Origin of the sequence: Frigoribacterium sp. R86507, assembly GCF_044597695.1 — a bacterium.
Taxonomy (GTDB): domain Bacteria; phylum Actinomycetota; class Actinomycetes; order Actinomycetales; family Microbacteriaceae; genus Frigoribacterium.
Window position 1 is genome coordinate 2,872,560 of the sequence record NZ_CP139002.1, and the last position, 26,743, is coordinate 2,899,302.

The 26,743-nt window shown below is 73.4% G+C and carries 28 protein-coding genes; 20 read left to right on the top strand and 8 right to left on the bottom strand.

Annotation, left to right across the window (positions count from 1 at the left end):
• Window positions 1-87 precede the first annotated feature (87 nt).
• The 11 genes from SJY14_RS13560 to SJY14_RS13610 all read left to right on the top strand — a co-directional run bounded on the left by SJY14_RS13560 (window position 88) and on the right by SJY14_RS13610 (window position 9,342).
• On the top strand, window positions 88-1,074 hold the full coding sequence (locus tag SJY14_RS13560; protein ID WP_396599138.1) for an aldo/keto reductase: 987 nt from the start codon (window positions 88-90) through the stop codon (window positions 1,072-1,074).
• Window positions 1,075-1,301: 227 nt separating this feature from the next.
• Window positions 1,302-1,580, top strand: coding sequence for an acylphosphatase (locus SJY14_RS13565; protein ID WP_071255142.1), 279 nt, complete (start codon window positions 1,302-1,304; stop codon window positions 1,578-1,580).
• Between the two features lie 374 nt (window positions 1,581-1,954).
• On the top strand, window positions 1,955-2,473 hold the full coding sequence (locus SJY14_RS13570; protein WP_071255141.1) for a methylated-DNA--[protein]-cysteine S-methyltransferase: 519 nt from the start codon (window positions 1,955-1,957) through the stop codon (window positions 2,471-2,473).
• Window position 2,474: 1 nt separating this feature from the next.
• Complete coding sequence (locus SJY14_RS13575) at window positions 2,475-3,050, top strand: RNA polymerase sigma factor (protein WP_396599139.1); 576 nt, start codon at window positions 2,475-2,477, stop codon at window positions 3,048-3,050.
• Complete coding sequence (locus SJY14_RS13580) at window positions 3,047-3,673, top strand: methylated-DNA--[protein]-cysteine S-methyltransferase (RefSeq protein ID WP_396599140.1); 627 nt, start codon at window positions 3,047-3,049, stop codon at window positions 3,671-3,673. The genes SJY14_RS13575 and SJY14_RS13580 overlap by 4 nt, the downstream gene beginning before the upstream one ends.
• A gap of 50 nt (window positions 3,674-3,723) precedes the next feature.
• Complete coding sequence (locus SJY14_RS13585) at window positions 3,724-4,383, top strand: DNA-3-methyladenine glycosylase I (RefSeq protein WP_083396222.1); 660 nt, start codon at window positions 3,724-3,726, stop codon at window positions 4,381-4,383.
• Window positions 4,380-5,372 carry a DNA-3-methyladenine glycosylase family protein gene (locus SJY14_RS13590; RefSeq protein WP_396599141.1) on the top strand — a complete coding sequence of 331 codons (993 nt, stop codon included), beginning with the start codon at window positions 4,380-4,382 and terminating at the stop codon, window positions 5,370-5,372. The genes SJY14_RS13585 and SJY14_RS13590 overlap by 4 nt, the downstream gene beginning before the upstream one ends.
• Window positions 5,373-5,459: 87 nt before the next feature.
• Window positions 5,460-5,834 (top strand): hypothetical protein, encoded by a 375-nt coding sequence (locus SJY14_RS13595; RefSeq protein ID WP_054144909.1) that lies wholly within the window; start codon window positions 5,460-5,462, stop codon window positions 5,832-5,834.
• Window positions 5,835-5,939: 105 nt separating this feature from the next.
• Window positions 5,940-7,226 (top strand): M18 family aminopeptidase, encoded by a 1,287-nt coding sequence (locus SJY14_RS13600; protein ID WP_396599142.1) that lies wholly within the window; start codon window positions 5,940-5,942, stop codon window positions 7,224-7,226.
• 86 nt (window positions 7,227-7,312) lie between these two features.
• Window positions 7,313-8,044 carry an ABC transporter ATP-binding protein gene (locus SJY14_RS13605; RefSeq protein ID WP_396599143.1) on the top strand — a complete coding sequence of 244 codons (732 nt, stop codon included), beginning with the start codon at window positions 7,313-7,315 and terminating at the stop codon, window positions 8,042-8,044.
• Window positions 8,041-9,342: a hypothetical protein gene (locus tag SJY14_RS13610; protein ID WP_396599144.1), complete on the top strand. Its 1,302-nt coding sequence runs from the start codon at window positions 8,041-8,043 to the stop codon at window positions 9,340-9,342. Before SJY14_RS13605 ends, SJY14_RS13610 begins: the two co-directional genes overlap by 4 nt.
• Before the next feature lie 12 nt (window positions 9,343-9,354).
• On the opposite strand, the gene SJY14_RS13615 is transcribed toward SJY14_RS13610, so the two are convergent.
• Entirely contained in the window at window positions 9,355-9,984 is a 630-nt protein-coding gene (locus tag SJY14_RS13615; protein ID WP_396599145.1) for an RBBP9/YdeN family alpha/beta hydrolase, read from the bottom strand.
• A 47-nt stretch (window positions 9,985-10,031) separates the two neighbouring features.
• On the opposite strand from SJY14_RS13615, the gene SJY14_RS13620 reads away from it, so the two are divergent.
• Both SJY14_RS13620 and SJY14_RS13625 read left to right on the top strand, forming a co-directional pair.
• A complete protein-coding gene (locus SJY14_RS13620; protein WP_071255132.1) occupies window positions 10,032-10,622 on the top strand; it encodes a DUF1990 family protein in 591 nt (196 codons plus the stop codon).
• Between the two features lie 105 nt (window positions 10,623-10,727).
• A complete protein-coding gene (locus SJY14_RS13625; RefSeq protein WP_396599146.1) occupies window positions 10,728-11,837 on the top strand; it encodes an alpha/beta fold hydrolase in 1,110 nt (369 codons plus the stop codon).
• Between the two features lie 95 nt (window positions 11,838-11,932).
• Here SJY14_RS13625 and SJY14_RS13630 read toward each other — a convergent pair whose 3' ends face one another.
• The 3 genes from SJY14_RS13630 to SJY14_RS13640 all read right to left on the bottom strand — a co-directional run bounded on the left by SJY14_RS13630 (window position 11,933) and on the right by SJY14_RS13640 (window position 15,742).
• A complete protein-coding gene (locus SJY14_RS13630; protein WP_396599147.1) occupies window positions 11,933-13,213 on the bottom strand; it encodes an Nramp family divalent metal transporter in 1,281 nt (426 codons plus the stop codon).
• A 175-nt stretch (window positions 13,214-13,388) separates the two neighbouring features.
• A complete protein-coding gene (locus SJY14_RS13635) occupies window positions 13,389-14,108 on the bottom strand; it encodes a hypothetical protein (RefSeq protein WP_071255128.1) in 720 nt (239 codons plus the stop codon).
• Window positions 14,109-14,215: 107 nt separating this feature from the next.
• On the bottom strand, window positions 14,216-15,742 hold the full coding sequence (locus tag SJY14_RS13640; protein WP_396599148.1) for a hypothetical protein: 1,527 nt from the start codon (window positions 15,740-15,742) through the stop codon (window positions 14,216-14,218).
• Window positions 15,743-15,909: 167 nt separating this feature from the next.
• Between SJY14_RS13640 and SJY14_RS13645 the strand changes: the two genes are divergently transcribed.
• The 4 genes from SJY14_RS13645 (at window position 15,910) to SJY14_RS13660 (ending at window position 19,813) form a co-directional block, all read left to right on the top strand.
• On the top strand, window positions 15,910-16,818 hold the full coding sequence (locus tag SJY14_RS13645) for a CoA ester lyase (RefSeq protein WP_083396192.1): 909 nt from the start codon (window positions 15,910-15,912) through the stop codon (window positions 16,816-16,818).
• Window positions 16,819-16,982: 164 nt separating this feature from the next.
• Window positions 16,983-17,657 carry a PadR family transcriptional regulator gene (locus SJY14_RS13650; protein WP_396599149.1) on the top strand — a complete coding sequence of 225 codons (675 nt, stop codon included), beginning with the start codon at window positions 16,983-16,985 and terminating at the stop codon, window positions 17,655-17,657.
• Between the two features lie 214 nt (window positions 17,658-17,871).
• Window positions 17,872-18,753 carry a DNA/RNA non-specific endonuclease gene (locus SJY14_RS13655; protein ID WP_396599150.1) on the top strand — a complete coding sequence of 294 codons (882 nt, stop codon included), beginning with the start codon at window positions 17,872-17,874 and terminating at the stop codon, window positions 18,751-18,753.
• A gap of 88 nt (window positions 18,754-18,841) precedes the next feature.
• A complete protein-coding gene (locus SJY14_RS13660) occupies window positions 18,842-19,813 on the top strand; it encodes a hypothetical protein (RefSeq protein ID WP_396599151.1) in 972 nt (323 codons plus the stop codon).
• A gap of 37 nt (window positions 19,814-19,850) precedes the next feature.
• Here SJY14_RS13660 and SJY14_RS13665 read toward each other — a convergent pair whose 3' ends face one another.
• A complete protein-coding gene (locus tag SJY14_RS13665) occupies window positions 19,851-20,210 on the bottom strand; it encodes a hypothetical protein (RefSeq protein ID WP_043596232.1) in 360 nt (119 codons plus the stop codon).
• 234 nt (window positions 20,211-20,444) lie between these two features.
• On the opposite strand from SJY14_RS13665, the gene SJY14_RS13670 reads away from it, so the two are divergent.
• Window positions 20,445-21,182: a trypsin-like serine protease gene (locus tag SJY14_RS13670; protein WP_071255121.1), complete on the top strand. Its 738-nt coding sequence runs from the start codon at window positions 20,445-20,447 to the stop codon at window positions 21,180-21,182.
• Between the two features lie 165 nt (window positions 21,183-21,347).
• Here SJY14_RS13670 and SJY14_RS13675 read toward each other — a convergent pair whose 3' ends face one another.
• From SJY14_RS13675 to SJY14_RS13685, 3 genes are all read right to left on the bottom strand, one after another.
• Window positions 21,348-21,872, bottom strand: coding sequence for a GNAT family N-acetyltransferase (locus SJY14_RS13675; RefSeq protein ID WP_396599152.1), 525 nt, complete (start codon window positions 21,870-21,872; stop codon window positions 21,348-21,350).
• 40 nt (window positions 21,873-21,912) lie between these two features.
• Window positions 21,913-23,277, bottom strand: coding sequence for a peptidoglycan DD-metalloendopeptidase family protein (locus tag SJY14_RS13680; protein WP_396599153.1), 1,365 nt, complete (start codon window positions 23,275-23,277; stop codon window positions 21,913-21,915).
• Window positions 23,278-23,653: 376 nt separating this feature from the next.
• Window positions 23,654-24,094, bottom strand: a complete 441-nt coding sequence (locus tag SJY14_RS13685; protein WP_396599154.1) for a MarR family winged helix-turn-helix transcriptional regulator — start codon at window positions 24,092-24,094, stop codon at window positions 23,654-23,656.
• Window positions 24,095-24,202: 108 nt separating this feature from the next.
• On the opposite strand from SJY14_RS13685, the gene SJY14_RS13690 reads away from it, so the two are divergent.
• Both SJY14_RS13690 and SJY14_RS13695 read left to right on the top strand, forming a co-directional pair.
• Complete coding sequence (locus tag SJY14_RS13690) at window positions 24,203-25,378, top strand: hypothetical protein (protein WP_396599155.1); 1,176 nt, start codon at window positions 24,203-24,205, stop codon at window positions 25,376-25,378.
• A gap of 37 nt (window positions 25,379-25,415) precedes the next feature.
• Window positions 25,416-26,693, top strand: a complete 1,278-nt coding sequence (locus tag SJY14_RS13695; RefSeq protein WP_396599156.1) for an FAD-binding protein — start codon at window positions 25,416-25,418, stop codon at window positions 26,691-26,693.
• Window positions 26,694-26,743 lie beyond the last annotated feature (50 nt).

The window sequence follows — 26,743 nt, forward strand, 5'->3', positions numbered from 1 at the left end:
TCCGACGGGCGCCGCGCCTCCTGCGGTCCGCCCGGCCGCGCACCGGGCCTGTGCCGTCGCCGGGTGCGAGGGAGTTGGCTCGGAGCCATGAAGAACACCACACTCGGCCAGGTCGACGGCGGTCTCGACGTCGGCCGCCTCGGCCTCGGCCTGATGGGCATGTCCGCCTTCTACACCGGCAACAGCACCGACGACGACGAGTCGGTGCGCGTGATCCACCGGGCGCTCGACGTCGGCGTCACCCTGCTCGACACCGCCGACATGTACGGCCCGCACACGAACGAGCAGCTGCTCGGCCGTGCCCTCAAGGGCCGCCGCGACCAGGCCGTGGTCGCGACGAAGTTCGGCAACGTCACCGACCCCGAGGCCCGCGCCGAACGCACGGTCGACGGTCGCCCCGAGTACGTGCGCCGCTCGGTCGACGGCTCGCTGCAGCGCCTCGGCATCGACCACATCGACCTCTACTACCAGCACCGGGTCGACCCGCTGGTGCCGATCGAGGACACCGTCGGCGCGATGGGCGAGCTCGTCACGGCCGGCAAGGTGCGGTTCCTCGGGCTGTCCGAGGCCGCACCCGAGACGATCCGCCGCGCGCACGCCACGCACCCGATCACGGCCCTGCAGACCGAGTGGTCGCTGTGGAGCCGCGAGCCCGAGGCCGAGATCCTGCCGACCGTCCGCGAGCTCGGCATCGGCTTCGTGCCGTACTCGCCGCTCGGTCGCGGGTTCCTCACCGGCACCATCCGCTCGGTCGACGAGCTCGCCGAGGACGACTTCCGCCGGTTCGCGCCCCGCTTCTCGGGCGACAACCTGCAGGCCAACATCCGCATCGTGCAGCAGGTCGACGAAGTCGCCCGGGCCGTCGGAGCCACGCCCGGTCAGGTCGCGCTCGCCTGGCTGCTCGCCAAGGGCGAGGGCATCGTGCCGATCCCGGGCACGAAGCGCCGCGCCTACCTCGACGAGAACGTCGCGGCCAACGACGTCGTGCTCGACGCCGAGCAGATGTACCAGCTCGACGACGTGGCCGCGCCGAAGGGCGACCGCTACGCCGACATGTCGACGGTCGACAAGTAGCGAGGCGACCGACGTCGGCTCGGCGGTCGTCCTGTCCGTCGCCCTGCGTGAGCCGTCGCTCCGCCACCCGCCACGCCGCCACGCCGCCACGCCGCCACGCCGCCACGCCGCCACGAAATGAACATCCCGCCATGTCTTCTCCTGGCGGGATGTTCATCTCGTGGCGGGGTGAGACGTAAGGGCGAGTGACGAGGGCCAGGCCGAGGAGGCGCGGGTACGGTCGAGCGATGGACGACGTGATCAGACGCCGGGCCCTCGTGCACGGCTCGGTGCAGGGCGTGGGTTTCCGTTTCTCGACCGAGGGCGAGGCGGACCGACTGGACGTCGGCGGCTTCGTCCGCAACCTGCCCGACGGGACGGTCGAGGTCGAGGTCGAGGGACGGCCCGACCGGGTGGCGCTGCTGCTCGAGTGGCTCGACGAGGGGCCCCGTGGAGCCAGGGTCGACCGGGTCGACGTGAGCGAGATCGCCCCCGTGGGCGAGAGCGAGTTCAGCACGCGCCACTAGCTCGAGGGGCGGTCACGAGCTCGAGCACCCGTCACCAGCTCGAGCACCCGTCACCAGCTGGAGCGTCGGTCACGAGCCGTCCGGGGGAGTGGGAGACGAGGAACCCGGCCCAGACGCTCACACACACCCGACAGTGTGGAGTGCCCGGACCGGGCGTTTAAGGGTACCTGCTCGTCGACCCGTCCCGATCACCCGGACCGGTTCGGTCGGTCCGCGCGGCCTGGTGGCCCGTCGGCCCGTCGGCCCGGTTGGCCCGGTCGGCCCGGTCAGCCCGGTCGGCCCCGCGACTCCGGTCAGTTCGACCGGTGACCTCACATCCGGTGACGCTGCCGCGTCTACGGGGTGAGTACCATCGCCGAGAGCCAGGAGGCACCGTGAGCGTCCACACCACCGTCGACACCCCCGTCGGCACGCTGACCGTCGTCGGGGTCGAGACGGGCCTCGTCGGCCTCTACTTCGACGAGCACCGCCACCTGCCCGATCCGACCGGCTTCGGCCCGATCTCGCGGGACGGTGTCGGGCTGAGCGACTTCGCCGAGGTCGAGCGCCAGCTCGGTGGGTACTTCGCCGGCGAGCGCCGCTCCTTCGACCTGCCGCTGGCACCGCGCGGCAACGACTTCCAGGTGCGGGTGTGGGACCTGCTGCGCGACATCCCCTTCGGCGAGACGCGCAGCTACGGGCAACTCGCGACCGCGCTCGGCGGCGTCGGCCTGGCCCGGGCGGTCGGCGCCGCCAACGGGCTCAACCCGCTGAGCATCGTCGTGCCCTGCCACCGCGTGGTCGGCTCGGGCGGAGCCCTCGTCGGCTACGCCGGCGGGCTCGACCGCAAGCGGTTCCTGCTCGGGCTCGAGGCCGACCAGCCGTCGGGCCCCGAGTCCGGTCGGCTCTTCTGACGTGGAGCCCTTCGAGCGCGTGGTCGCCCGGCACGGTCGCACGGTGTGGCGCGTGTGCCGGGCCGTGCTCGACGAGCACGACACCGACGACGCGTGGAGCGAGACGTTCGTGGCCGCCCTCGTCGCCTATCCGTCGCTGCCCGCGTCGACGAACCTCGAGGCGTGGCTGGTGACCATCGCGCACCGCAAGGCGATCGACGTGCTGCGGGCGCGGGACCGTCGCCCCCGACCGGTCGAGACGGTGCCCGAACCGCCACCCGCGCCTCCTCTCGACGAAGCCGTGGCTCGCGCGGACGAACTGGACGGGGCGTTGCGGACCCTGCCGCCGGGCCAACGCCGTGCCGTGGTCTACCACCACCTCGTCGGGCTCTCGCACCGCGAGGTCGCCGAGGTCACCGGCATCAGCGCGGACGCGGCCCGGCGCGCCTCCGCCGATGGGATCGCGACGTTGCGCCGGCTGCTGGCCGAACCGGCGACGCCCGGACCGACCGGCACCTCGGGGCGGGTCGCCCGCCGCGCCTCCGTCCCGTCCGCCTCCGTCCCGTCCGCCTCCCCCGAGCCGAAGGGCACCCGATGACCACCTCCCCCGCCGACACGTCGGCCGACCCGCGCCTCCTGTTGACCGGTCTCGACCCGGCCCACGACCGTCTCGCCGCCCTGCACGCCCGCTTCGCCGAGGCCGCCCTCGACGCCGGGGCGGTCGACGTGGCCTACCGCACCCTCGACTCCCCCGTCGGGCGGCTGCTCGTCTGCGCGACCGACGTGGGCGTGCTGCGGGTGGCCTTCGAGATCGAGGGGCACGACACGGTGCTCGACCGCCTAGCCTCGACCGTCAGCCCCCGCATCGTCGAGGCTCCGTCGCGGCTGGACGCCGTGGCACGCGAGCTCGACGAGTACTTCCGCGGCGAGCGCCGCGCGTTCGACCTGCCGCTCGACCGGCGTCTGTCGAGGGGGTTCCAGCGAACGGTGCTCGAGCACCTGCCCGACATCGGCTACGGCGCGACGGCGAGCTACGCGGCGGTCGCCCTCGCCTCGGGCAGCCCCCGGGCGGTCCGGGCCGTCGGCACGGCCTGCGCGACCAACCCGCTGCCGGTCGTCGTGCCCTGCCACCGGGTGGTGCGGAGCGACGGGACCGCCGGCAACTACCGTGGGGGCATGGCGGCCAAGCAGATCCTGATCGACCTCGAGGCGGGCGCGTGAGCGACGCGGTGCGCCCCGGCGTGGTGCCGTCGGGCGGGGTGCCGTCAGGCGTGGCGCCGTCGGGCCCGGCCGGCACGGGCGTCGTGGTCGGTGACGACGGGCTGGCCCGGCCGGTCTGGGCGTCGACCGATCCGCTGCTGCGCGACTACTACGACACCGAGTGGGGCCTGCCGGTCCGCGACGAGCGCGGCCTGTTCGAGCGGCTGAGCCTCGAGGCGTTCCAGTCGGGGCTGTCGTGGGCGACGATCCTGCGCAAGCGGCCGGCGTTCCGCTCCGCGTTCGCCGACTTCGACCCCGAGGTGGTCGCCCGCTTCGACGACGACGACCGAGAGCGCCTCATGGCCGACGCGGGCATCGTCCGCAACCGGCTGAAGGTCGACGCGACGATCCGCAACGCGCGAGCGACGCTCGACCTGCGCGCCGACGGCGGGCTCGTGGACTTCGTCTGGTCGTTCCGGCCCGCCGAGACGCCCCGGCCCCGCACGATGGCCGACGTGCCGACGACGTCGCCCGAGTCGCTCGCCCTCTCGAAGGCGCTCAAGGCGAAGGGGTTCACCTTCGTGGGGCCGACCACGATGCACGCCCTGATGGAGGCCGCGGGCATCGTCGACACGCACCTCGTCGACAGTCACCGACGCGGGTCGTCGGGGGTGTGGGGCGAGGACGGTCGGCCCGTGTCGGACGGCGGCGGCCGGGCGGCCGGGTCGTGACGGAGGCCCCGCCCGACGCGGCGGCAGCCCACGGGGCGGCACCCACCGGGGTAGCACCCACCGGGGCGGCACCCACCGGGGCAGCATCCGACGGGGCGGTCGCGCGCTTCGTCGTCGAGCCCGTCGGCGCCTGGGACCACGCCCACGCCGTGGGGTTGCTGGCCGCGCACAGCGTGCCGGGGGCCGAAGCCACCGACGTCGCCGCGGCGTCGCACGCGCGACTGGTCGAGCTGGGCTCGGGGGCCGCTCGCGCCTCCTACCGTCTCGACCTGTCGTTCACGTCGACCGGGGTCGACGTGACGGTGACCGGGCCCGACGGCGTGCTGCCGACGCAGGCGACGGTCGACGAGGCCCGACGCCTCGTGCGGACGTGGCTCGACCTCGACACCGACCTCGACGACGTCGAGCGGGGCTTCGCCGACGACCCGGTGCTCGGGCCGCTCGTCGCGGCGCGTCCGGGCATCCGCGTGACGGGCAACCCCGACGGGTTCGAGACGGCTGCGATGACCGTGCTCGGGCAGCAGGTCTCGCTCGCCGCGGCGCGCACCTTCACCGGGCGGCTCGTGGCGGCCTACGGCGATCCGGTCGCGGGGACGGGCCTCACGCGCTTCCCCCGGGCCGAGCGACTGGCGGCCGCCGACGTCGACGAGCTGCGGGCCGCGGTCGGGGTGACGAACAGTCGGGCGCGGACGATCCACGCCCTGGCCGAGGTCGTCGCCGACGGGCTCGTGATCGCGCCCGACGTCGACCACGCCGACGCGCGTCGACGCCTGCTCGCCGTGCCCGGCATCGGCCCGTGGACGGTCGAGTACCTCGCGGTGCGTGCCCTCGGCGACCGCGACGCCTGGCCCGCGGGCGACCTCGTGCTGCGGCGCGTGATGGGCGGCCTGACGACGAAGCAGGCCGAGGTCGCCGGGGCGGCGTGGTCGCCCTGGCGCGCCTACGCCCTGTTCCACCTCTGGGCCGCGGTGCTGCCGACCGCGCCGTGACGCGTCCGGCCGCCACCTGCCGACGCCGTCCGGACGAGGAGGCGCGGTGCGCCTAGCCTCGGAGGCCCACCACGAGAGGACTCCCCGATGAGCGACGCCCGCACGAACCCCGACCCGCACGGACCGGACGACGAGCTCGGCCACGGCGACGCGCTCGACCAGGCGGCCGTGGAGGCCGCCGCGATCGAGACGCACCGGGCGACCCACGGGTCGGGCCCGACCGACACGCAGGGAGAGCCCGCCGGGTCGGGCGACGCGACACCCGACGGCGACGTCACGCAGCCGCTCGGCGGCAGTCACTCGGGCGAGGACGGGTACGTCGCCGTGAGCCCCGGGGGCGTCTCGGGCGAGCAGGACGCCGCCCTGACCGTCGACGACGAGGACCCGCACTCGGCCGATCCCGAGGCGAACGCCCACCGCGGCGACATCGGCGCGAACCGCGGCGGCAGCGGCGGCCGCTGACCTTCGGCGAGAGCCTAGGAAGTCACCGAGACCCCTATGCGCGCGCCGGGGTCTCGGCGACTTCCTGGGGTCTCAGCGGCGACGGGGTGGTGCATGCTGGTGGGGATGACTGACACGCGCCCCCACCTCGACGACTTCGCCCGCTTCATCCAGGCCTCTCCCTCGTCCTTCCACGCCGCGGCCGAGGCCGCCCGTCGGCTCGACGACGCCGGGTTCACCGCCCTCGACGAGACCGCCGAGTGGCCCACCGGCCCGGGGCGTCGCTACGTCGTGCGTGACGGCGCGGTCATCGCCTGGATCGAGCCCGCCACGGCGACGGCCACGACGCCGTTCCGCGTCGTCGGGGCGCACACCGACTCCCCCGGCTTCAAGCTGAAGCCCAAGCCCACCACCGGCACCCGCGGCTGGCTGCAGGCCGGTGTCGAGGTCTACGGCGGCCCGTTGTTCAACTCGTGGCTCGACCGCGACCTCGAGTTCGCCGGTCGGCTGGTCAGCCGCAGCGGCGAGACGCACCTCGTGCGGACCGGGCCGCTGCTGCGCTTCCCGCAGCTCGCCGTCCACCTCGACCGTGGCGTCAACGCCGACGGCCTCAAGCTCGACCCCCAGCGCCACCTGAACCCCGTGGTCGGGGCGGGGCCGCTCGACGAGGCCGACGTCCTCGGCCACCTCGCCGGGTTGGCCGGGCTGACCGGAGCCGACGTGACCGGGTACGACGTGGTCGTGGCCGACACCGCGCCTCCTGCGGTCCTGGGGCTCTCCGGCGAGCTGTTCGCCGCCGGCCGCATGGACAACCTGTCGTCGACCCACGCCGGTCTCGTGGCGTTGATCGAGACCGCGACGGCGGGCGTCGAACTCGACCACGTCGCCGTGTTCGCGGCGTTCGACCACGAAGAAGTCGGGTCGGCCACGCCCTCGGGTGCCGCCGGGCCGCTGCTCGAGGACGTGCTCGCCCGGGTCTCGGCCGGTCTCGGGGCGACGACGACCGACCACCGCCGGGCCCTCGCCGGGTCGTGGTGCCTGAGCGCGGACGCCGGGCACGCCGTGCACCCGAACTACCCCGAGCGTCACGACCCGGTCAACCAGCCGGTCGTCAACCGCGGGCCGCTGCTCAAGATCAACGCCAATCAGCGCTACGCCACCGACGGGCTCGGGGCGGCCGAGTGGTCGCGGGCGTGCGAGCAGGCCGGTGTGCCGTTCCAGGAGTTCGTCTCGAACAACTCGGTGCCGTGCGGCTCGACCATCGGGCCGATCACGGCGACGCGGCTCGGCATCCGCACGATCGACGTCGGCATCCCGCTGCTCGGCATGCACTCGGCCCGCGAGCTGTGCGGCGCCGACGACCCGGCCTACCTGTCACGCGCCGCTGCCGCCTTCCTCGCGCCGGACGCGTAAGCCCGGCGACGACGACCACGGCCCTGCCCCGCTTCAGGCGGTTCGTCGTGACATGACGGTTTGACATGTCACGGTAGGTTGGTGTGATGCACGAGGCGAATCGGCTACGGCTGGCGGACATCGAGATCCGGTACGGGCGCCGACTCGTGGTGGTCGCCCCCACGCTCGAGATCGCCAGGTCGTCCACGACGGCTCTCGTGGGCGCATCCGGCAGCGGCAAGAGCTCTCTGCTCCGGTGCCTGACGGGCCTCCAGTGCCCTTCCTCGGGCCGGGTCTTCGTCGACGACCTCGATCTCACCTCCCTGTCCCCGTCCCGGCTCGCTCGCCGACGGCGTGAGCTGTTCGGCATCGTCCTGCAGGACGGCGGCCTCGTTCCGTCGTTATCGGCCTTGGACAACTTGCAGGTCGCCCTCGACCTCCGCCGCATCCCGAGGTCGCGATCCACCGCCCGGTCGACCCTCGCGGACCTCGGCCTGACCCGACTGGCAGACCGACGACCCGACGAGCTGTCCGGCGGCGAGCGGCAGAGAGTCGCTTTCGCCCGGGTGCTGGCCCAGCGAGCACCCTTCGCGACGTTGGACGAACCGACCTCGAGCCTCGACGCCGAGAGCCGCGCCGACGTCGTCGACGGCATCCGCGCGCTCGCGGCCGCGGGGTGCGGCACGGTGCTGGTCACCCACGATCTCGAGCTCGCCGCGAGCGTCGACGCCGTCGCGGCGATCACCGAGGGGCAGGTCGTCACGCATCCAGGCCCGACGATGGCGTCGGACATCCGCCGGCGGATGCGAGCCGTGCACGACGCTCAGAGCGAGAGATGATCGGCCTCGCTCGTCTCGTCCGGGCATTCCTGCGCACGCTCGTGACCGACCGGGGCACCTGGTTCGCCTACGCCGCCGTCGTCCTGGTCACCACCGTCGTCGCCGGCCTCACCCTGACCGGTGTCGAGTCGGCCGGCGGTGCGCCCGCCCCCCTCGGAGGCATCGTCCGCTCGTGGACCACTCCTGCGGCGTTCATGGCCGTCGTCGCCGGCACGACGTGCCTCGCCGCCGTGTCACGGCTGACCCAGTCACAGTTCGACCCGACCCGTCTCGCCTTGGTGCCCTTGGGCGTCCTGCCGTGGCAGGGGCGCACCCTCATCGCCCTGGAGACGGCCGTCGTGACCGTCGTGGCCACCACCGGGGGTCTCGCGATCGTCATCGTCACCGCCACGGCCCTCGACCCGCTGACCACCCCCTGGGGTTCCCTCGCCCTCACCACGGGTCCGCTGGTCACCGTCGGTACTCCGGTCGTCGTCGCCCTGTCGCTGACTCCGGCGCTGGTCGGCGCGACGAGAGGCTTCCCGCCGCGTCCGCGACGGGCGAGGCTCGGCCGCGTGCTCGGTTGCGCGATCCCCGCCGCGGCCGTCGTGGCGCTCCTGGCCCTGATGCCGTCCACTCCGACCAGGGACGACGACGTGGCCGGGCTGGTGCCCTGGTCGCTCCTCCTCGTCGTCCTCGGCTCCGTCGCCGCGTCGACGATCGGTCCCGCGGCCTGCCGCCTCGTCACCGCCGGGCTCGATCGGGCCCTGACCGGCACTCGGTGGAACGTCCCCCGACTCGCCTTCCGGGCCGTCGCGGACGGTGTCCGCCGAGACGGGGCCGGCCTCTCGGTGCCGATGGTCGGCGTCGCCGTCCCCGGCGGGCTCACCGCCGTCTTCCTGGCGGGCGACGAGGCGCTTCGCACGCTCGGATCGCTCACCTCGTCGGACGCGACGATCAACTGGTCGGCCGTGACCGGTCTGGCCGCGGCGCCCGCCGTCCTCGCAGCGGTCGCGGGTGCACTCCTCTTCAGCCTGTCGTCCCCGATCCGCCGAGACGCGGGACGCGCACTGCTGGCCGCGGGAGCCACCCCGGCGACCCTCCGGGCGATCGCCTCATCCGAGGCCGTCCTCCTCTGGGCCTCGGGGACCCTGGGCGCCGTCACCGTGGTCACGGTCTCGGCCTCTCCGCTCTTGTCCGCCGCCCAGGCCGACCTCGGCACGTGGGCGGCCGTGACCCTGAACCCGGTCATGCTGTGCTGTTCCGGGCTCGCCCTCGTCGCGCTGCTGATCGGCAGCTCCGTCGGCCGCCGGTCGTGACCGCACGGCGGATCAGCCGAACGCCTCCGCCGCGGGCACGCCGAGCGCCCAGGCCAGCACGGCCGGCCACTCGCCGTAGCCCGAGTCGGGGGTGAGGTGACCGCCTCGGGGCACGACGACGATCGGGGCGTCGACCCGCGCCTCCCAGGTGTCGACCGGGCCGAGCGGCAGCCACTCGTCGTCGTCCCCGGCGACGACGACCGCCTCGGCGGACCCGCCGGGCGAGAGCCGACCTCCGTCGAACAGGTCGCCGGCCACGAACGCGTGGATCGGCTGCCCGGCGATCAGCTCGGGCGAAGGAGGCGCGACGAGCGCGACCCGGTCGGCCCGCGGAGGTGCGTCGCCGGCCTGCAGCCTCAGCCAGAGCAGGCACGAGAGGCTGTGGCACAGCACCGTCAGCGGCACGTCCTCGGGGAGGCCGTCGAGCTCGCGTCGCACCGCAGCGCCCCAGGCGGCGGGCGTGGGTTCGTCGGCGTCGGGCAGCTGCGGGTAGCGCACGACGTGCCCGCGGGCCTCGAGCTGGCCCGCGAGCCACCGCTGCCAGTGGCCCTCGGGGCGGTGGTTCTGCCAGCCGTGCAGGATCAGGTAGGCCGTGGGCGGAGTCGAGAGCGGGGTCGGCGTCGGGGCGGTCGCGTCGGTCACGGTCCGATCATGCCCGGCGAGAGCCCGGGACGTGGCAGGGTCGACCCATGACGTCACACCCGTCCCGGTCGCGACCGTCCCGATCGCGATCACCCCGGCCGCGCCCGACCCGCTCACCCCGGGGCCGCTTCGGCGACGGCTACGCCTTCGACGGCGAGCCGACCCTCGACGGCCCGCCGCCCGCCGGGTTCCACGTCACGACCCGCAGCCGGGTGATCGGCCACGGCCGGGCCGCCTTCGACGCCGCGGGCGACGCCGTGCTGCACTGGCAGGTGCATCGCGGCTCGGGCTTCGTGCCACTCGAGGTGCCCGACCGGGTGACCGTCGGCGCGACGAGCGTCTGGGGCGTCACCTTCGGCCCCCTGCACCCATCGGTCGCCTGCCGGGTGTTCGCCGTGGTGCGGTCCGAGACCGAGATCGGCTTCGGCCACGCCGCCCTGGTCGGCCACCCCCAGCGCGGCTGGGAGAGCTACCGCGTGCGCCGCCACGACGACGACCGCGTCACGCTCGACATCCGCGTCGTCTGGCGCCCCGCCGCCTGGTGGATGCGTGCCGCCGGGCCCGCGTCGGCGCTCGCCCTCTCGCTGATCCTGCGGCGCAACCTGCGTGCACTGGACGGCGTCGTGGCCTCCGTCTGACGCGAGGCGCGGCCGGGCGGTGCCGACCCGATGCGCCCGCTCGGCACGGGAGCGGACGCCACGCCACCGCGTCGGGCTCCGAGCCCGCCGTGCCACACTGATCCGATGACCCCTCGACGTCGCCACGCCGGTTCGGCCCGCCGCGCGGCCGCCCGCGACGCCTCGCGCTCGGGCGACGTCGACACGAACGTCACCGTCCGCCGCGTCGAGCGGGACGACCTCTACGTGCGGGTCAACACGATCGGCGACACCGGCGAGCGTCCGTTCGTGCTCGTGCCGGGCATCGGCGTCTCGTCCGACTACTTCGAACGCCTCGCGCCGAACCTGAACGAGTTCGGCCCGGTGCACGCCCTCGACCTGCCGGGCTTCGCCGGGGTGCCGCACCCGGGCCACGCCCTCACCATCCGCGAGTACGCCGACCTGGTCGGCACCGCGATCGACGAGCTCGGGCTTGACGACCCGGTCGTCGTCGGGCACTCGATGGGCACGCAGATCGTCGTCGACCTCGCCGCCCGCCGGCCCGACCTGTCGACCGTCGTGCTGATCGGGCCCGTGATCGATCCGGCTCACCGCCACGTGCTCGAACAGGCGGTGCGATTCGCCCGCGCCGCGTGGCACGAACCCGGCCGGGTGAAGTTCCTGGCCCTGAGCGCCTACGTGCTCTGTGGGGTGCGCTGGTTCTCGCGCATCCTGCCCAAGATGATGACGTACCCGATCGAGCAGCACCTGCCGCAGATCGCCGCCGACACCCTGGTCATCCGTGGTGAGCACGACGCCGTCGCCCCGCGCGAGTGGGTCCGCCGCGTCGGCGAGCTGCTGCCCTCGTCCCGCCTGTGGGAGATGCCCGGCGCCGCCCACTCCGTCATGCACGCCCACGCCGAGGAGGTCGCCAAGCTCTGCGTCGAGCACGCCCAGCAGCCGATCCGACACGACGAGGGCGACGAGCTGCACCACTACGTCGACGCCGGCGACGGCGACGAGAGCGACGACTTCAGCCCCAGCCCCGCCGACTTCGTCAAGGCCGTCGGGGCGCGCCTGCGCTCGACCGCGGCGACCATGCGCGGTGACGACGAGGCCCTCGCGAAGGCCAAGACCGACCACGCCGAGTCGATGCAGGCGGCCTTCGACCGTCGTCAGGCCGAGAAGGCCGCGGCCGGCGACGAGCCCGACGACGGCCCGCACATCGAGTCCACCACCGGCGACGCCCGCCGCTGAGAGCGCCGGTCGCGTCGAGGACGCAGGAGGCGCGGGCGGGGTCGAGAACGCAGGAGGCGCCGGTCGCGTCGACCCCGCCCCTCACGCCCTTGCCTTCATGCCCCCGAGACGGTCAGCCCGATCAGCACGAGGTTGAGCGCGACGACGACCACCACGGCCGCCCATCCGGCGACCCGCGTCCCCACGGCGTTGACGCCCGTGCCCATGAGTGACCGGTCGCTCGTCGCGACGACGAGCGGTACCAGCGCGAAGGCGATGCCGAAGCTCAGCACCACCTGGCTGAGCACGAGCAACCAGGTCGGGCTGATGCCCGTCGCGAGCAGCACCAGGGCCGGGATCAGTGTCACGACCCGCCGGACCATGAGCGGCACCTGCACGTGCAGCAGGCCCTTCATGATCTCGGCACCCGCCATCGCCCCGATCGAGGTGGACGCGAGACCCGATGCGAGCAGGCCGACGGCGAACAGGACGCCGATCACCGGCCCCAGAGCCGCGGCGATCGCTCGCTGCGCCCCGGGGATCGTGTCGGTGCCGTCCTGACCCGAGAGGGTCGAGGCCGCGAGCACGAGCATGGCAATGTTCACGCCGCCGGCGACCAGCAGCGCGAGGACGACGTCCCAGCGCGTGGCCTTCAGGACGCGGGCCCGGTCGGCGCCCTCGGCGACGACTCCGTGATGGTCGCGGGTGAGGGCGGAGTGGAGGTAGACCGCGTGCGGCATGACCGTCGCGCCGAGCATCGAGGCGGCCAGCAGCACCGCCGTGCTGTCCTCGAAGCGAGGCACGAGACCGGCGAGCATGCCGCCCGCCGAGGGCGGGGCGAAGAGCAGTCCGGCGCAGAAGCCGAGCGTGAGGACGGCCAGCAGGGCGATGACCACGGTCTGGAAGACCCGGCCGCGGCGGTACCTCGTGAGCATCAGCAGGCCGAGGGAGACGAGACCGGTGATCAGGCCGCCGACGACGAGCGGCACGCCGAACAAGAGCTGGAGCGCGAGGGCGCCACCGATGATCTCGGCGACGTCGGTCGCGGCCGCCACCAGCTCGGCCTGCCCCCAGTACGCGAGCCGGAGGGGCCGACGACGGAGGCGCGTGCCCATCACCTCGGGCAACGAGCGCCCCGTGACGATGCCGAGCTTGGCCGACAGGTACTGGACGAGCACGGCGATGGCGTTCGCCAGCACGAGCACCCAGAGCAACGTGTACTGGTACGACGCCCCCGCGGTGAGGTTCGCGGCGACGTTGCCCGGGTCGACGTAGGCGATCGCGGCGACGAACGCCGGGCCGAGCAGGGTGCCGCGCGGCCGCGCGTGGACGACCTGCGGGGGACGGCCGTCGCGCGGCGGGTCGGCGTCGGCACGGCGGGTGTCGGTCGAACTCATTCCTCGACCCTAGCAAGGTTTCGGCAGCCCGAAACTTAGTTGTCGAGGTGTCTCAATCCTGGCTGGTGCCCAAAAACCCGGTTTCGAACCATGAACCCAGAAGAAACTGGGTTCATGGTTCGAAACCGGGTTCGAGGCTGATCCGGTACGTACCGGATCACGCCGTGGTTCGGTTCTACTCCGTCGCGGCGGTGATCTTCGCGACGCCGACGAGCATCTCGTCCTGGACGGCGTCGGTCTTGAAGGTCTCGTTCAGCAGCTCGGCCGCGTCGGGGCTGACGTGGACTGTCGTGCCCTCGAGCACGGCGTTGCCGTCGACGACCTCGAGGGGCTTCAGGGTGCCACCCCAGAGGTTGAACAGGTAGGCGTCTTCGGCGGCGACGGTGCCGTTGGCGGTGACGGTGCCGTAGAGCTTCGACTCACCCGGGTCGATGCGGAAGTCGGTGAGTTCGACGACGGTGCCGTCGGCCGCGGTCAGCGAGAGGCCCGAGCCGTCGTGGTCGATCTCGCCCTGCACGTAGGGACGGATCTCGCTGTCGGGGCCGAAGTAGTCGACGTGTCCGCCCGTGATCGGGAACGAGAACGTGCCGTCGGTGAACGTCGCGGTGCCGACCACGCCCGGCGTGAGACCGAGGGTCGTGAGGGCCTCGACGAACGACGCGTCGACGGCGACCTGCGTGTCGACGCCGTTCGACAGGTCCGGGATCGTCGCCTGGGGCAACAGGCTCTCGCCCGGGCCCGGTTCGCGGGTCTGGTTCACGGGGTGCGTCGGGGCCGTGTTGTTGCTCTCGGAGTCCGAGGTCGAGGCACAGGCCGCGAGCGAGAACACGAGGGCTCCGGTGGCGACGACGCCGAGGACGCCGCGGCCGAGGGGGGAACGGTGGGGGGTGCGCATGAATGGTCCTTGTCTGTGCTGCCCGGCGGGGTTGATCGGTGTTCGACGCCCGGGCCGCGTCGGATGGGGCGAGGGGGCGACCCGGAAGGGACGCCCCCTCGCGACGCTCAGTCCTGTTCGGAGAAGAAGCGGTCGACCTTGCGGTGGTACCGCTGGCCCAGCAGGCCGCCGAGGACGGCACCGGCGAAGCTCAACACGACCACGAGGGCGAGGCCGATCAGACCGGCGAGGGACGACGACTGCAGGTCGTCCATCGAGGGCACGAACGGGTTCGGCGACGACGAGTCACCGGACTGGGTCCCGACGACGCCCACGACGATCGCCAGGACGATCGTGATGACCACACCCCAGAGCCAGGTCGCGAGCCCCTGCTTGAAGCCGCTGAAGCGGGCGATGCGCGACGCCGTGTACCCGCCGATGAGGTACCCGAAGAAGATGATCGCGAGCACCACTATGCCCGAGGTCAGCGCCAGCACGTCGGCGTTGTCGGCCGTGAAGCTGCGCAGGTCGGTCATCGCGGTCGAGCCCGAGGCGACCCCACCCCAGGCCGCGAGGACGCCGCCGAAGATCGTGATCATGACGAGGCCGAAGCCCGTCGCCGCGAACCAGCCGAGCAGGCCGGCGCCGAAGCGGATGCCGCCGAACTCCTCTTTCTGCTGGGCGAGCAACTCACGGCGCACCGACACGTGGTCGATGCCGGAGTCCTTGATCAGGGGGTAGGCGTGGGAGCCGGTGTCGCGACCGGCGGCGGCACCCGCAGCCGCGCCTCCTGCTGCTGCGGCGGTGGGCGCGACGGCGGTGGGTGCGTCCTGACCGAACGAGGGCTGACGCTCGGCCGCGGCGCGGTCGGTGGCGTCGCGCTCGGCGTCCGAGCGGTCGTCGACCCACCCGTCGTGCGACGACGAGGAGGCGCCGGTCGCCGCGGCCGCGGACGCCGCGGTGGCCGTGTCGTCACCCCGGTCACCCGTGGCGGGGTCTCCGGCGCGGGCGGCCTCGGCCGCGCGAAGGGCCTCGTCGTCGTGCAGCGGACGGCGCGTGCCGTCGGTGGAGGCGGACCAGGCCCGCTGGGCGGGCTCGGTCGGAGCCACCATGGGGATCGCCTCGGTGGGACGGCCGGCCGAAGCCGCGTCCCGGTCGGACTCGGAGAGGACCTCGGTGTCGCGCCCGTCGGCGTCGGTCGACGAGTCGGCGTCGGCGGGTCGGTCGGACGCCGTGTCGCCGGGGACGTACTCGGCGGGCACCGACTCGGGCAGCGCCTCCTCGTCGGACGGGGCGGGAGCGCCGGACGCGTCGCCGGTCGCACGGGTCTCGGCCACGACCGGGCGGTCCTCGGCGTCGGCGATCGGGGCCTGCTGCGTCGGGGCGTCGGAACCGAAGTCGACGGCGGGCTGCTGCTGCGTCGGGGCGTCGGAACCGAAGTCGACGGCGGGCTGCTGCTGCTGCGTCGGGGCGTCGCCGCCGAAGTCGACGGCGGGGGGCTGCTGGGTCGGCACCTCGGAGCCGTAGGGCACCTCGGTCTGCTCGACCGTCTCGCCGGTCTCGTCGGACCGCGGGGCGTCGTTCTCGTCGCCGTGCCGGGGATCGCGTCCCTCGTGGTCGGGGCGGTCGCGCCGCGGATCGTTCGCGTCGGTCATGGCTCACTCCTGTCGGTGGGGTCGTTCCCTGGATCTGTGATCCTCCTGAACGTTACGCCCGAACAGCACCCCGGGCCGGGAGCCCCCGCCCTCACCCGGAGGACTCACGGGACCGGGCGAGCCGGTAGCGTGGACGGGACCGCCGAGCGACGAAGGACGACGACGTCATGACCGACACCAGCCAGATCCCCTCCGACCCGACCGCGACCGACCCCGCGGCGACGGCCCGCCGGGCCCCGGCGGCTGGCCGCACGCGACCCAAGCCCGACATCGCCCGGTCGTGGCTGCTGGTCCCCGGCACCGCGCCCGACCGCTTCGACTCGGCGCAGGCGTCACGCGCCGACCAGATCGTCCTCGACATCGAGGACGCGGTCGACCCGGCCCGCAAGCCCGCGGCACGTGACGACGTCGTCGCCTGGCTGAAGGGCGGCGGCGAGGCGTGGGTGCGCATCAACGACCGCTCGACCGACTTCTGGTCCGACGACGTCGACGCCCTCATGGGCCTGCCCGGACTGCACGGCGTCATGCTCGCCAAGACCGAGGCCCCCGAGCACGTCACCGAGACCTTCGACCGACTCGGAGGTGCGGTGCCGGTGCTCGCGCTCGTCGAGTCGGCCCTCGGCATCGAGGAGAGCCCCGCCATCGCCAAGGCCCGCGGGGCGTTCCGTCTTGCGTTCGGCAGCGGCGACTACCGTCGCGACACCGGCACCAGCGCCGACGACCTGGCCATGGCCTACCCCCGCTCGCGCCTCGTCGTGGCCAGCCGCATCGGCGGACTGCCCGGCCCGATCGACGGCCCGACGGTGGGCAGCAGCCACCCCGTCCTGCGCGAGCAGTCCGGGGTCGCCGTCGCCCTCGGCCTGACCGGCAAGCTCTGCCTCGACGTCGAGCAGTTGCCCGTGATCAACGAGGTCATCAGCCCCACCCCGTCCGACGTCGCCTGGGCCCAGGACTTCCTCGCCGACTTCGAGGGCCGCGGCCGGGTCATCCGCGACGGCAGCGACCTGCCCCGCCTCGGCCGGGCCCAGAAGATCGAGAAGCTCGCCTCGGCGTTCGGGGTGCAGCCCGCGAGCTGACCTCACGACCGAAGGAGGCGTATCCCACCCGGGATGCGCCTCCTTTCTTTTGCACGAGTTCTCGTCGCGGTCTTGACTCGCGATAGTCAACGACATATCTTTGACACATCGCGACAGGACGTCGTGATCTCGACTTCTTCCCCCTGACCCGAGAGGAGTACCCCATGGGTACCGACTTCACCCCCGAGAACCACGGCGACCCCCGTCGCCAGCACCACGACTTCACCGACGCCCGACGCGACCTCCCCGGCCGCGGCGAGGGTCACGGCCGCTTCGGCCGTCCGTTCGGCCGCGGGTTCCGCCCCGGCCCCGGCTTCGGCGGCTTCGGCCCCGGTTTCGGCCCCGGCGGCCCGGGCTTCGGCCCCGGCGGCTTCGGGCCGGGCCGCGGAGGACGCGGCCGGGCCCGACGCGGCGACGTGCGCCTCGCCATCCTCTCGCTGCTGTCCGACGCCCCGTCGAACGGTTACGGCCTGATCAAGGCGATCGCCGAGCGCACCGACGGCGCCTGGAAGCCCAGCCCCGGCTCGGTCTACCCCACGCTGCAGCAGCTCGTCGACGAAGAACTCATCTCGTCCGACGAGGCCGCGACCAAGAGCGTCTTCACGCTGACCGAGGCGGGCCGGGCCTACGTGGCCGAGCACGCCGACGAGATCGAGAAGGCCTGGGCCGCGACGGCCGACGACGCGAGCGACACCGACCGCGAGTTCCAGACCAGCCTGATGAAGCTGATGGGCGTCGTGAAGCAGTTCCACCACGACGGCAGCGAGGCCCAGCGGGCCGCCGCCACCGCCAAGCTCGACGAAGCCCGCCGCGCGCTCTACACGATCCTGGCGGACTGAGTCCTCGCGGGCTGAGCACTCGCCGGCCGGCGCTGGCGGGCTGAGCCCTCGCTGGCCGGCACCGGCCCGACGGCCGACGTGAGCACCCGAGGAGGCGCGGTGCGGGTGACCCCCGCACCGCGCCTCCTTCGCGTTGTCGCGTCGCCGACCGGACCGATGTCAGGGGTCGTGGGCAGGATGGCCCCACGAGAACGACGACCTGCCGGAGGCGCCCATGAGCACCACAGACGACCCCACCACCGCGAACCCCGGCGGGCTCGACCGTGCGGGGTACGATTCGTCGTTCCTCACGGTCGACGTGCCCCTGCCGGCCCTCCACGCGACCGTGCGCGAGCTGCCCTACGTCCACTTCACGGTGTTGCTCGACCCCGTCCGGCGGTTGGCCGCCCTGACGGCGGTCAACATCGACGGGTCGTCGCTGCTCGACCTGGGCCGAGGCGACGACTGGCACCTCGACGAGCGCGTGCCCGACGACGAGCAGACGGGGCCCGAGGTCTACGCCTCGAACGACCTCGACCGGGGGCACCTGGTCCGCCGGCGCGACCCGGTCTGGGGCGAGCCGGCCGTCGCGGCCCGCGCGAACGTCGACACCTTCAGCTTCACCAACGCCGCACCGCAAGCCGCCGAGTTCAACCAGTCGAAAGAACTCTGGCTCGGCCTCGAAGACCAGGTGTTGCGGTACGCCTCCACGCATCGGCAGCGGCTGACGGTCTTCACGGCGCCCGTGCTGCTCGACGACGACGCCCCCTACCGTGGCATCCGCCTGCCGCGCCGGTTCTTTAAGATCGCGGCGTGGACGACGTCGGACGGTGGTTCGTTGCGCACGGCGGCGTACCTGCTCGACCAGTCCCCCGAACTCGAGGGCGTCGACCTCGAGGCCGCGTTCGCCCGCGCGCACGAGCAGGGCGACCCACCGCCCCTCGGGCCGTACCGCACCTACCAGGTGCCCGTCCGCGACATCGCCGAGATGACCGGCTTCGACCTCGCGCAGCTCGCCGAGGCCGACACCCTGCGGCCCGTGCCCACGATCGAGCCGCCGGACGGCATCCGCGAGGGGTGGGTGCCGCTCACGTCGGTCGACCAACTGTCGTTCTGACGACCCTGCGACCCCGGCTCGTCCAGGCGGCTCGTCCAGGCGGCTCGTCCAGGCGGCTCGCATCGAGCCGTGCCAGCATTCTCTGGCCATGGCACCGAACGACCGAGACCCCGTCGACCCCGCAGACACCCCGGCGAGCCTGCCGCCCGAGATGCCGCGCAGCCTGACGATCCTGCGCGACGAGGACGCCCCTCCGGTCCGGGCCGCGCCCTGGCGAGAGGTCCGGGTGGCCTTCCTGGTGCCGACCACCTCGACCGACGCGGCCTCCGGTGTCCGGCACCTGCTCGATGAACCCGAACTGCACTTCTCGCCCGGGCTGCGCCAGGGGACGCTCGCACTCATGCCCCGCCGATCAGCGCTGCTCCGTGTCGTGCTGGAGTGGGAGTGGTCGGTCGAGGCCGCGTCCTTCTCGGTGAACTCCTTCGAGCCCGAGCCCTTCACGCCCGACGAACGCGACGCTCTCGAGGCCTGGTTGCGGGCGACGGCCCGACGACTGCAGCTGTTCGAGGGTGCGCTCGCGCGGGCCGTCGCCCGGGTCGACCACGACGTGGTGCGAGGCATCGACACGAGCTCTCCCGAGTCCTCGCTGGCCGGCGCCGCGGCCGTGGCGCGGGCAGCAGGTGCGGTGACGAGCGCTTCCGGTCCGGACGAGTCGCGGCCCGGGGGCGCCCGAGCCGCCGATCTCGCCACGGCAGGCCCGGCCGCCACGACGATGCGGACAGCCACCCTCGGCACGAGACTCGCCTCCCCTGCCCACGGCGCCCCCCACCCCGTGGTGGACGTCACCCTGCCGGACGCGAGCGATCCCGGCTGGGAGGTCTTCGTCGACGCCACGAGCCGCCAGACCCTCGGCTACCGTCGGACCCTCGACGACGACGGCAGCGCCTACGCGTTCAGCTACCTCGTGGCCGACGACATCGACGACGTCACGCCCGACGACCTGGTCGACTGGCACGACCAGCACATCCAGCGCCAACTGCTCGTCGAGGACGCCCGCCAGGCGTACGTGCACCTGCTCGCCGGGCTCGAGCCGCCCGTCTCGGTGCAGTACACGGTCTGACCGACCCGTGCCGCGCCTCCCGGGCAGGCCGCGCAGGTCAGGGGGCGACGTCGACGATGGCGACGAAGCGGGTGCCGACGCCGTCGACCTCGGCCCGCACGACGCCCGGCTCGGGCTCGGGCAGCTCGTCCGCCCCGTGGTCGTCACAGCTGAGGTAGGTGTACTCGGGCCACCACTTCTTGGGGCGAGCCGCCTCGTGGTAACCGCAGACGACGCACTCCAGCTCGACCCAGACCGGCTTGCCCGTGCGGTTCGCGCGGGACTGCACCAGCCAGGGCGGCGGCGTCCGTTCCATGGCGACGAGCTCGTCGACCGTCATCTTCGGCGGCAGGCCGTGGCGCTTGGCCATCTCGAGGGGGATGTCCAGTCGCAGGGCGGCGTCTCGTCGCGTGATCACCCGCACACGCTACCCGCCCGCCCGCATCCGCCGCGAGCAGCACCTCTGTTGCCACGAGCAACACCCGACGTCAAGTCGGCCAGAGTGCCGACTTGCCCCCGAACGAGGGCCAGGCGGAAGCTCGACCCAGGCGGCACGTGCCCGATCCACCGGGTCGGCGATCACCGGACCGCCCGGCCGGCACCGCCCGGCCGGCACCACCCGACACGCACCACCCGAACCAAGGGGAACCACATGAAGAAGTTCGTCGCCGCCGCCCTGACCGCCGCGGCCCTCGCCGTCGGATCGCTCGGAGTCTCGACCTCCGCCGTCGCCGCCGGCCCCGACAACACGATCCGGTCGACGGACATCGTCGGCGGCCAGAAGGCACCCACGACGCCGTGGGCCGTGCAGCTGGTCTTCCAGACCGGAGGCACCGCGAGCTACGCCTGCACGGGCGAGCAGATCAATGCCAGCTGGGTGCTGACCGCTCGCCACTGCATCGACGGCGTCACCTCGATGCAGGTGTACCACTCGAACAGCACGGCGAACCCGGGCACGGCGATCGCCGTCGACCGCGTCGCCGCCGCCCCCGCGGGCGACATCGCGCTCGTGCACCTGAGCCAGTCGAAGACCCTCGGCAGCTACCCGTCGCTGAACCTCGGGTTCCAGGCGACCTCGTCGGGCAGCGGCACGATCATGGGCTACGGCCTGCGCGCGAACTCGGTGCAGTCCGACGGTCTGTACCAGGCGACGGTCGGCCTGACCGGCCGCAGCACCGACGCCTACGGTGGGGTCGCGCAGCACCTGAACGGCACCACCGGCGCGGCGAACCACGGCGACTCGGGCGGACCGCTGATCGTGAACGGTCAGATCGTGGCCGTCTGCTCGACCGGCGACGAGGCCGACCCGGGCGCGAACACCCGCGCCGGGTCGAACTACGCCGTGCTGTCGCAGAGCGCGAGCTGGATCCGCTCGACGGCCGGCCTCTAGTCCGCGAGCGGGCCGGTCCGTCGGCTCCGGGCGACCTGGGACGCCCGGCCCCAACGGGCCCGCCCGCCCACGAAGCGCAGGAGGCGCGCCCCGGTCACGCGACCGGGGCGCGCCTTGCGTCGTCGTGTCGACCCGCGCCTCCTCGGGGGCGTCGGCCGCCGGACGTCAGACGATCGGCTTCTCGAAGCAGATCGACTGCGGGATGGTCGTGACGTAGGGCTCGTAGGTCGGGATGCGGGTGAAGCCGATCTTCTCGTAGAGGGCCACGGCGTCGGGCTGGCGGTCCCCGGTCTGCAGGATGAGACGGCGTGCACCGCCCTCGCGGGCGACCGCCTCGAGCTCGGCCATCAGCAGACGGCCGATGCCGCGGCCGCGTTGACCGTCCGCGACGATCACGCGCTTGACCTCCCATTCGCCGTCCCGGCTCTGCACGAGGGCGTGGCCGACGGGCGTGCCGCCGTCGGCACCGTCGTCGGCGACCACCAGCACGGTGGCCAGCACGTTCGACGGGTGGACCGTGAGGGCGGCGTTCCGCGCCTCGACCACGGCGACGGGCTCGACGACGTCGCGGTGGTAGCGGACGGTCATCTCGGCGTCCATGGCGTCGCGCAGGGCGACGGCACGGGGGTCGTCGAAGGCGACGCGTTCGAGGTGCAGCGGGGGCAGGGCGGAGGGGGCGGTGTTCGTCACCAGACGATTCTGCCCCCTCGGGCGGGACCCGACGGACGTGCTACAGACGGACGCCGCGTGCCGACATGAACGGCACGGGGTTGGTCGAGGCGCCGCCCACGCGGGTCTCGAAGTGCAGGTGGCAACCGGTCGAGTTGCCGGTCGACCCGACGAGCGCGATCAACTGGCCCGCGACGACGCTCTGCCCGCGGGACACCTTGATGCCGCCGTTGACGATGTGGCCGTATGCGGTGGAGACGCCGCCGCCGTGGCTGACCTGGATGTAGTTGCCGTAGCCGCTCGCCTGACCGGCGAACGTCACCGTGCCCGAGGTCGCGGCGTAGATGGGGCTGTTGCAGCCGGGGGCCAGGTCGATGCCGTCGTGCATGCGGTAGACGCCGGTCACCGGGTTGACGCGCATGCCGTAGCCGCTCGACATGTAGCCGGCGCTGGGTCGCACCCAGCCCGAGCCGGTCGAGGCACCGCCACCACCGGACGAACCACCGCCGGTCGACGGAGCGGGTGCGGGAGCGGAGGGCGTCGAGGGCCGGGCAGCGGCGGCAGCGGCAGCCGCGGCGCGCTGCTGACGGAGGGCCTCCGCCTGGCGGGCGGCCTCGGCGGCCGCCGCGGCCTTGCGGGCCTCTTCGGCCTGACGTGCGACCTCGACGCCGGTGGCGTAGTCGGCCTCGGTCTGCAGGCTCTGGTCCTGCAGCACGGCGAGCTGACCCTGGAGGCGGGACTCGTTCTCTTGCTGGGCGGCGACGGCGGCCGCGGCGGCGTCGGACGCGGCCTGCGCCTCGTCCATCGACACCTGGGCGGCGCCCTGCAGCTTCACGAGCGCGTCCGAGGCGACCTTGGCCTGGTCGGACAGCGACTGTGCCACGTTGCGGTCGTTCACGGCCTGCTGACGGATGCCGTCCGTCTGCTCGGTGAGCTTGCTCATCGCGCCGAGTCGGTAGAGCAGGTCGTCGGCCTGCTCGGTGTCGCCCACGAGCTGCGACGACACGTTGCCGCCACCCGTGCGGGCGAGCTGGGCCGAGACCTGACCGGCGCGCTGCTCGCTGGCGTCGGCCACCGCGGCCTTCTCGTCGGCCTGCGACTGCAGTTCGGCGAGCTTGGCGGCGCCGGCGTCGGCATCGGCCTGGGCCTGCTCGAACTCGGCCCCGAGACGCTCGGCCTCGGCCTGGGCGGTGGTGGCGTCGCTCGCGAGCTGGTCGAGCAGCCCCTGGATGCGGCTGACCTCGGAAGCCTTCGCCGACTCGCTCGACCGGGCGGCCTGGACGTCGTCCCACGACGGGTACGAGGCGGCCTGCGCGGGCGAGGCCCCGAGCACCGTGCCCGACACGACGAGCGTGAGGCTGAGCAGCACCGTCGCCACGGCGGCGGCGGCGCCCTGTCGGCGGGGCAGGGTCACGGGCGAAGTCACGGAAGAGCACCTATCTGTGGTCGGCCCCGAGCCCGCAGGACGCGTCGGATCGACGGTCGTCGGGGGTGGGGAACCTGATCAGCCTACGGGCGGAACCGGGAAGGGTAAACCCGCACATCAAGGTTTCTCGTCATCGGCTTGTCCCCAGTCGGGGGTTCACAGGGGGATGCACGACATGACTCCAGTCACACGCGTCACACGATCTGTACCCCGAATGACGAGGAGGCGCGGGTCGGCGACACCCGTCGCCCACGACGACAGGCATCGCGCCAGCGTGCCGGCACCCGCCGCCCGGGACCTGGCCCGGGCGACGACGCGGACGGGCCCCGGACGGGCTCGGACGCGGAGGCGAACAGGCCCGGACGCGCCGTCCGGGTCAGTCGACGAACGCCGAGTTGAGACGGTGCAACGCCGCGGCGAGCGCGTCGACCTCGGCGGCCGTCCACCCCTCGAGCCGGTCGGCCAGGGCGGACCGGTTCGCGTCGACCGACCGGGCGAGCAGATCACGGCCACGGGCGGTCAAGGTGAGGGCCTGCCCTCGTCGCCCCTCGACCGCGGCCTCCTCGCCGGGCTCGACCAGGCCCAGCTCGACGAGTCCGCCGAGCTGGCGCGAGACGGTCGAGCGGTTGAGGCCGAAGTCCGCCGCGATGTCCGTGGCCCGGCAGCCGGGGTGGGCCGCGATGAAGGTGACGAGCGAGTGCTCGACGAACGACAGCGGGGCGCTCTTGTGCCGGGCGCGGGCGACGGCCCGCCGCGACACGGTCTCGAGCTCCGAGTAGACCGTGTCGATTCCCCGCTGCCCCCGCTGGTCCGTCACGGGGTCAGCCTAACGGCGGACGGTCGGGAACACCGAGGGGATCGTTTGTGTTGCATAATGCAACTGTAGACCCGACGGGCAACGGCGCCCCCGACCACGAGGAGCCCCGTGACGACCACCGACCTGACCCTGCACCGCCCGGACGACGGCGCGCGCCCCGACCACGGCTCGTTCCGTGAGGACTCGCTCCGGGGGCGGGACGACCGACCCGACCCGCGCCTCCATCGCGGTCACCAACACGCCGGGCCCACGACCGCGCGCCGCCCGCGCCCCGACGCCGCGGCCTGGCGGTCCCTCGGCCTCCACGTGCTGATCCCCCTCTTCCTGGCCACCGGCATGGCCCTCGCCTACCTCGGCGCCTTCGGCCACCCGACACCCCACCACGTGCCCGTCGCCGTCGTCGGCAGCTCGGCCGAGAGCGAGGTCTTCGCCCAGCAGCTCAACGACGCCGACCCGGACGCCCTCGACGTGCGCACCGTCGCCGACGCCGACGCGGCGCGCAGGCTCATCACGGACCGCGAGATCTCGGGTGCGTTCGAGGTGGGCGCCACCGACGCGACCCTGTACGTTTCGTCCGCGGCGTCCGACACGACCGCGAGCGTCCTGCAGAAGGTGTTCGGCCCGGTCGCCTACCGGCTCGGGCTGCCCCTGAAGGTCGACGACGTCGTGCCGAGCGGCGAGGGCGACCCGACGGGACAGGGACTGTTCTTCCTGCTCGTCGCCCTGAGCGTCGGCGCGTACGCGAGTGCCGCGGCCATCTCGGCGGCGAGCGCCCGGCTGGGACTCGGCTCGCGCCTCCTCGCCGGTGTCGTCACGGCCGCCCTGATCGCGGCGATCGGCACCGTCGTCGTCGGCCCCGTCTACGGCATCGTCACGACCGGTTTGTGGGGCGTGGGGCTCGTCAGCTGGTTGTACGTGACCGCCGTCGTGGTGATCGGCATCGGCCTGCACCCCCTGCTGCGCCACTGGACGACCCCCGCCCTGACGATGCTCTTCGTCATGCTGAACTTCACCAGCTCGGGCGGCGTCTTCTCGTCGCAGCTCGTGCCGCCCTTCTTCGGGGCGTTGGGTGCCTTCTGGAACGGTTCGGCCTGGCTGCACGCCACCCAGTCGATCGTGTACTTCCCCGGCCAGGGCTGGGGCCGGGCCGGCCTGACGCTCTCGCTCTGGCTCGCCGCCGGGCTCGCCCTCGCCGGACTGACCCACCTCTGGAGCCTGCGCCGCACCCGGCTCGCCGACGAACGCGTAGCCGTCCGCGAGGACGAGGAGGGCATCGCCGCCTGACCCGACGGGCGTGGCAAGCGCGTGCGAGACTCGACCGGTGACGACGACGCACGAGACCCTCCGTCCACCCCGACGCGACGAGCGCAACTGGGCCGACAGCTTCAGCTACGGGGCGACCCGGGTCGTGCAGCCGAGCACGGTCGACGAGCTGAGCGAACTCGTCGCCGGGGCTCCACGCATCCGGGCCCTGGGCACGCGCCACTCGTTCAGCGACGTGGCCGACGGCCCGGGCCTGTTGGTGTCGACCACGGCATTGCCCGCCGACCCGGTGATCGCGGACGACGGACACAGCGTCACCGTCGGCGCCGGCACGAACTACGCCGTCGTCGCGCAGCACCTCGACCGGCACGGGCTCGCCCTGCTGAACATGGGCTCGCTGCCGCACATCTCGGTGGGCGGCGCGATCGCCACCGGCACCCACGGCTCGGGGCTCGGCCTCGGCAGCCTGTCGAGTGCGGTCTCGGCCCTCGAGATCGTCGGGCCCGACGGGTCCGTCCGGACCGTGCGTCGCGGTCAGCCGGGGTTCGACGGCAGCGTCGTGGCCCTGGGCGCCCTCGGCGTCGTGGTCCGGGTGACCCTGGACGTGCAGCCCGGGTTCCGCATGCGGCAGGACACCTACGTCGACCTGCCCTGGTCGAGCGTCGACGATCACCTGCTCGACGTCATGAGTGCCGGCTACAGCGTCAGCTTCTTCCACGAGTTCGACCACCGCATCCGCGAGGTGCTGGTCAAGTCGCGCGTGCCCGAGGGCCTCGCCGACGTGTCGATGCCCCGTGACCTGTGGGGTGCCCGCCCCGCCCCGGTCGACGAGCACGCCGAGGTCACCGGCACGAAGTCGACGCCGATGGACGGCAGCGTGGGGTCGTGGGCCGACCGGCTGCCGCACTTCCGCATCGACGCCACCCCGTCGGTGGGTTCCGAGTTGCAGAGCGAACACTTCGTCGCCCTCGAGGACGGACCGGCCGCCCTCCGCGCCGTGCAACGCCTCGGCGACGAGCTGCGCCCGCACCTCTACACCTGCGAGACCCGCACCGTCGCGGGCGACTCGCTCTGGTTGAGCCCGACGCCGCAGGACAGCCTGGGCATCGCCTTCACCTGGAAGAAGCACCCCGCCGAGGTCGCCGCCCTGGTCCCCCGCGTCGAGGAGGCGCTGGCCCCGTTCGCCCCGCGCCCCCATTGGGGCAAGCTGTCGGCCCTGCCCCACGCGGCGATCGTCGAGGCGTACCCCCGGTTGGCCGACTTCGCCGCGCTCGTCCACGAGGTCGACCCCGACGGCAAGTTCGCCGGGCCGGCACTCGAGCGCCTGCTCGCCTAGCCGTGCCCGTCAGCCGCCCGATCGAAGGTCGGGCGGAGGGTCGGGCGGAG

What these genes read in the sequence shown, in the direction of transcription:
- SJY14_RS13620 (WP_071255132.1), top strand. Translation starts at nt 10,032, where the DNA reads ATGACGTCACACCCGTCCCGGTCGCGACCGTCCCGATCGCGATCACCC.
- SJY14_RS13645 (WP_083396192.1), top strand. Translation starts at nt 15,910, where the DNA reads ATGACCGACACCAGCCAGATCCCCTCCGACCCGACCGCGACCGACCCC.
- SJY14_RS13560 (WP_396599138.1), top strand. Translation starts at nt 88, where the DNA reads ATGAAGAACACCACACTCGGCCAGGTCGACGGCGGTCTCGACGTCGGC.
- SJY14_RS13580 (WP_396599140.1), top strand. Translation starts at nt 3,047, where the DNA reads ATGACCACCTCCCCCGCCGACACGTCGGCCGACCCGCGCCTCCTGTTG.
- SJY14_RS13655 (WP_396599150.1), top strand. Translation starts at nt 17,872, where the DNA reads ATGAGCACCACAGACGACCCCACCACCGCGAACCCCGGCGGGCTCGAC.
- SJY14_RS13650 (WP_396599149.1), top strand. Translation starts at nt 16,983, where the DNA reads ATGGGTACCGACTTCACCCCCGAGAACCACGGCGACCCCCGTCGCCAG.
- SJY14_RS13635 (WP_071255128.1), bottom strand. Translation starts at nt 14,108, where the DNA reads ATGCGCACCCCCCACCGTTCCCCCCTCGGCCGCGGCGTCCTCGGCGTC.
- SJY14_RS13670 (WP_071255121.1), top strand. Translation starts at nt 20,445, where the DNA reads ATGAAGAAGTTCGTCGCCGCCGCCCTGACCGCCGCGGCCCTCGCCGTC.
- SJY14_RS13625 (WP_396599146.1), top strand. Translation starts at nt 10,728, where the DNA reads ATGACCCCTCGACGTCGCCACGCCGGTTCGGCCCGCCGCGCGGCCGCC.
- SJY14_RS13595 (WP_054144909.1), top strand. Translation starts at nt 5,460, where the DNA reads ATGAGCGACGCCCGCACGAACCCCGACCCGCACGGACCGGACGACGAG.
- SJY14_RS13610 (WP_396599144.1), top strand. Translation starts at nt 8,041, where the DNA reads ATGATCGGCCTCGCTCGTCTCGTCCGGGCATTCCTGCGCACGCTCGTG.
- SJY14_RS13630 (WP_396599147.1), bottom strand. Translation starts at nt 13,213, where the DNA reads ATGAGTTCGACCGACACCCGCCGTGCCGACGCCGACCCGCCGCGCGAC.
- SJY14_RS13605 (WP_396599143.1), top strand. Translation starts at nt 7,313, where the DNA reads ATGCACGAGGCGAATCGGCTACGGCTGGCGGACATCGAGATCCGGTAC.
- SJY14_RS13640 (WP_396599148.1), bottom strand. Translation starts at nt 15,742, where the DNA reads ATGACCGACGCGAACGATCCGCGGCGCGACCGCCCCGACCACGAGGGA.
- SJY14_RS13600 (WP_396599142.1), top strand. Translation starts at nt 5,940, where the DNA reads ATGACTGACACGCGCCCCCACCTCGACGACTTCGCCCGCTTCATCCAG.
- SJY14_RS13565 (WP_071255142.1), top strand. Translation starts at nt 1,302, where the DNA reads ATGGACGACGTGATCAGACGCCGGGCCCTCGTGCACGGCTCGGTGCAG.
- SJY14_RS13660 (WP_396599151.1), top strand. Translation starts at nt 18,842, where the DNA reads ATGGCACCGAACGACCGAGACCCCGTCGACCCCGCAGACACCCCGGCG.